General features: G+C 60.0%; 3 protein-coding genes. All 3 read left to right on the top strand.

Features of this window, described 5'->3' with window-relative positions; translation table 11 throughout:
- Positions 1 to 1216: aminotransferase-like domain-containing protein (locus OQK_RS02445; RefSeq protein WP_038860456.1), on the top strand; the 1216-nt coding region annotated here is incomplete at its 5' end.
- A gap of 78 nt (positions 1217 to 1294) precedes the next feature.
- Positions 1295 to 1768 (top strand): hypothetical protein, encoded by a 474-nt coding sequence (locus OQK_RS02440; protein WP_016770950.1) that lies wholly within the window; start codon positions 1295 to 1297, stop codon positions 1766 to 1768.
- A 163-nt stretch (positions 1769 to 1931) separates the two neighbouring features.
- On the top strand, positions 1932 to 2186 hold the full coding sequence (locus tag OQK_RS02435) for a YkgJ family cysteine cluster protein (protein WP_016770949.1): 255 nt from the start codon (positions 1932 to 1934) through the stop codon (positions 2184 to 2186).
- The last annotated feature ends 7 nt before the right edge of the window (positions 2187 to 2193 follow it).

Below are 2193 nucleotides of genomic sequence, written 5' to 3'. Positions count from 1 at the left end.
GACCGCGCCGACGCCGGACATCGCCCGGGTCGAACGGCCGGGGCTGGTGACGCGCAGCAGCATCATTCAACAGGTATTGGTCGAATCCCGCCGCGAAGGCGTGTTTCCGCTGGGCGCTGCGGTGCCGAGTGTCGATTATCTGCCGGTGCGCGCGCTGCATCAGCAACTGGCCAAGGTCACTCGGTTTCACAGTCCACGGGCGTTCAGCTATATGTTCAGCCCCGGCTTCGAGCCGCTGCGCCGGCAAGTGGCGATCCGCATGCGTGACGCTGGCGTGGTTGTCGATCCGTCGGAAGTGGTGATCACCCACGGCTGTGTCGACGCCTTGCAGATGTCGTTGCGCGTGCTGACCCGGCCGGGCGATCTGATCGCTGCCGAATCGCCGACCTATTACGGCCTGCTGCAACTGGCCGATCTGCTCGGCCTGAAAGTCATCGAAATCCCCAGCGATCCCGCCACCGGCATGAGCCTGGAGGCCTTGCAACTGGCCGCCAACCAATGGTCGATCAAGGCACTTGTGCTGACCACGCGCCTGAGCAATCCCCTCGGCGGGACCATGCCGGAAGAGCGGCAGAAACAGTTGTTGCGTCTGGCCTCGGATTTCGACATTCAGATTGTCGAAGACGATATCTACGGCGAACTGATGTTCGAACAGGGCCGCACCAAAGCGCTGAAAGCCTACGACCGCCTGGATCGGGTGATCTACTGCTCGAGCTTCTCCAAAACCCTGTCACCGGGTGTGCGCATCGGCTGGATGATCGCCGGCAAATACCAACAGGAAATCCAGCGCCTGCAAACCTTCAGCACCCATTCGGCGTGCAGCGTTACGCAGATGGCGATTGCCGCGTATCTGGAAAACGGCGGTTATGACCGGCATTTACGCTACATCCGTCAGGAGTACCGGAAAAACCTCAGCGCGTTCCAGCTGGCGGTGCAGCAGCACTTCCCCGAGGGCACGCAAATGTCCCGGCCTACGGGCGGGTTCATCCTCTGGGTGAGCTTGCCGGGGCGGGTCAATACTCAGGAATTGCATGTCCGCGCGCTGCAACAAGGCATCAGCATCGCCCCGGGGCTGATCTTCAGTAATACCGAGCAGTTCAACCACTGCATCCGCCTTAACTGCGGCATTCCGTGGAACCGCGAAGCGGAGCGGGCGCTGATGACGTTGGGTCTGTTGGCCACCCAACTGTGTCAGGAAACCGCTGGCGGATTCTGAACGGGGAGGGCGCTGAGGCTTGTCATGTGACGCACAACAAGCGAGCATGTGGCCCTCTGCCGTTAGTTCGTTGGGTCCATGAAAGCGATTGTTCCTGCCGCGTGGGTATTGCTGGGTTTGTTGATGATCGGTCAGGCACCGGGTGTCATGGCGGCCGCAGCCCAGGAAAAACCGGCAGCGACCAGTACCACGAACAAAGCCACCAAAACCGCGGCTCCGGCAAAAAAAGCCCAGGCGAAAAAAAACGCCACGGTGAAGAAGCGCCGCCCGGTTGCCTCGAAGTCGAAATCCGCCAGCGAAGTGGCCAAAACCAAATTGCCGCCGGCAAAACTCGATCTCAGCCTGCCCAAGGAAATGGTTGAAGACCTGAAGCCAAAGGGCACCGTGGAGCTGCCCAAACGCGAGGCGATCCTGCCGCAGATGTTTGGCGAGAAAGATAACGGCTTCCAGCTCAACGGCCGCTTGCTCAGCAATGAAATGGAGTTGCAATTGCGCAACGAAGCGCGACGCGATGTGGAAGGCGCGGCGCTGGATTTCGAATTCAAGCAATAGATGCAGCCCTCTGCAACGCGCAGAGCAGACGCTTCGTCGGAGACTGCCCGGTCACTTTTACTTATCGTTGAAAAGCCGCTTGTAGCAATTTGAAACAGCCGTTTTAGCGGTTACTCTGTTTCCCGTCTCTTTACACATCGCCCGTCGCGAGGATCTGTTCGTCATGAAATGCCGTGAAGGCTGTGGCGCTTGCTGCATTGCCCCCTCCATCAGTTCGCCGATTCCCGGCATGCCCGATGGCAAGCCCGCCGGCGAACGTTGCGTGCAACTGTCGGTCGATAACCTGTGCAGCATTTTCGGCCGTCCGGAACGTCCGGCTGTGTGCTCGGGCTTCGCTGCGGATGTCGAGGTGTGCGGCAGCAGTTCGGAAGAAGCGATCAGATTGATCGGCTGGTGGGAGCAGATGACGGCGGCGTGATGTGTTC

It is taken from the genome of Pseudomonas sp. R62, from assembly GCF_000257605.1.
GTDB classification, from domain to species: domain Bacteria; phylum Pseudomonadota; class Gammaproteobacteria; order Pseudomonadales; family Pseudomonadaceae; genus Aquipseudomonas; species Aquipseudomonas atacamensis.
The sequence above is the reverse complement of the archived record's forward strand: the minus strand, read 5'-3'. Positions and strand labels throughout refer to the sequence as shown.

Coding starts and splice junctions, on each gene's coding strand:
- OQK_RS02440 (WP_016770950.1), top strand. CDS start 1,295: ATGAAAGCGATTGTTCCTGCCGCGTGGGTATTGCTGGGTTTGTTGATG.
- OQK_RS02435 (WP_016770949.1), top strand. CDS start 1,932: ATGAAATGCCGTGAAGGCTGTGGCGCTTGCTGCATTGCCCCCTCCATC.